General features: G+C 41.0%; 5 tRNA genes. All 5 read right to left on the bottom strand.

The features are described from left to right. Positions 1-453: 453 nt before the first annotated feature. The 5 genes from AB4180_RS22250 to AB4180_RS22230 all read right to left on the bottom strand — a co-directional run bounded on the left by AB4180_RS22250 (position 454) and on the right by AB4180_RS22230 (position 971). A tRNA-Val gene (locus AB4180_RS22250) sits at positions 454-529 on the bottom strand. A 68-nt stretch (positions 530-597) separates the two neighbouring features. Beyond that, positions 598-673 (bottom strand) — tRNA-Ala (locus tag AB4180_RS22245). Between the two features lie 25 nt (positions 674-698). Beyond that, positions 699-774 (bottom strand) — tRNA-Val (locus tag AB4180_RS22240). 25 nt (positions 775-799) lie between these two features. Next, positions 800-875: transfer RNA gene (locus AB4180_RS22235), tRNA-Lys, on the bottom strand. A 20-nt stretch (positions 876-895) separates the two neighbouring features. Continuing rightward, positions 896-971 (bottom strand) — tRNA-Glu (locus AB4180_RS22230). Positions 972-1,101 lie beyond the last annotated feature (130 nt).

Genomic DNA, 1,101 nt, shown 5'->3' with positions numbered 1-1,101 from the left:
CATACAACCCGAAAGGGTCTCTGTTTTACTTTCGCTTTCCTTCTTATTTTCACTTTTAAAAAGTGAAGACAAACAGGAGCGAAAACAAACTAGTATGGCAACTAACCAAGGTTTTTGGTTGTCATCAAGAAGGGTTAATTCTTGATAACTGTTTGCCGGACTCAATTTACTTTTTGTTTCCACTTTTTAATAAAAAGTAGAATCAAAAAATGAACAATCATTTCTGATCATTCGAATACAAGACACTTGAATGTGTTTGTTGTGTTTATACCGTTCTTAATAAATAAGAGCAGATAAACATTGAGAACTTTTAAATTTGATTTAAATAACTTCGTTATTTAAATCAGTCAGCTTTCCAAATTGTTAAAGAGCAAGAGTTTTTCAAGTTTTAAACTTTCAAAACCATTTTTAAAAACTCTCTTCAGACTTTTGTCATCAAAGAATATTTAAAGATGGTGGGCGATACCGGGCTCGAACCAGTGACCCCCTGCTTGTAAGGCAGGTGCTCTCCCAACTGAGCTAATCGCCCATGATAGTTTCTTTTGTCTTCACTTTTTAAAAAGTGAAAATAAAAGCCATCCTTACATGGAGAAAGAATGGTGGAGCTATGCGGGATCGAACCGCAGACCTCCTGCGTGCAAGGCAGGCGCTCTCCCAGCTGAGCTATAGCCCCATATTTTTATTTCCTTGGGAGGAAATGGTGGGCGATACCGGGCTCGAACCAGTGACCCCCTGCTTGTAAGGCAGGTGCTCTCCCAACTGAGCTAATCGCCCCAAATTTTATTTCCTTGGGAGGAAATGGTGGGTCGTGCAGGATTCGAACCTGCGACCAATTGATTAAAAGTCAACTGCTCTACCAACTGAGCTAACGACCCTTTTTACTTCTTGAAGGAAGTGGTATCCCGTAGGGGAGTCGAACCCCTGTTACCGCCGTGAAAGGGCGGTGTCCTAGGCCTCTAGACGAACGGGACACTGCAATTCATCTCTACTTTAAAAGTAGAAACAAACTTCGAAGAACCTTGGGAGTTCTTCTTCTCTTTGCTTTTCTAAACCTAATCAATCTGTGTGGACACTTGTCGTGAGTATCTTCGTATAAGGAGG

This window comes from Vibrio sp. 10N.286.49.C3, from assembly GCF_041469545.1.
Taxonomy (GTDB): domain Bacteria; phylum Pseudomonadota; class Gammaproteobacteria; order Enterobacterales; family Vibrionaceae; genus Vibrio; species Vibrio tasmaniensis_A.
This window is presented reverse-complemented; position numbering and strand designations above follow the sequence as displayed.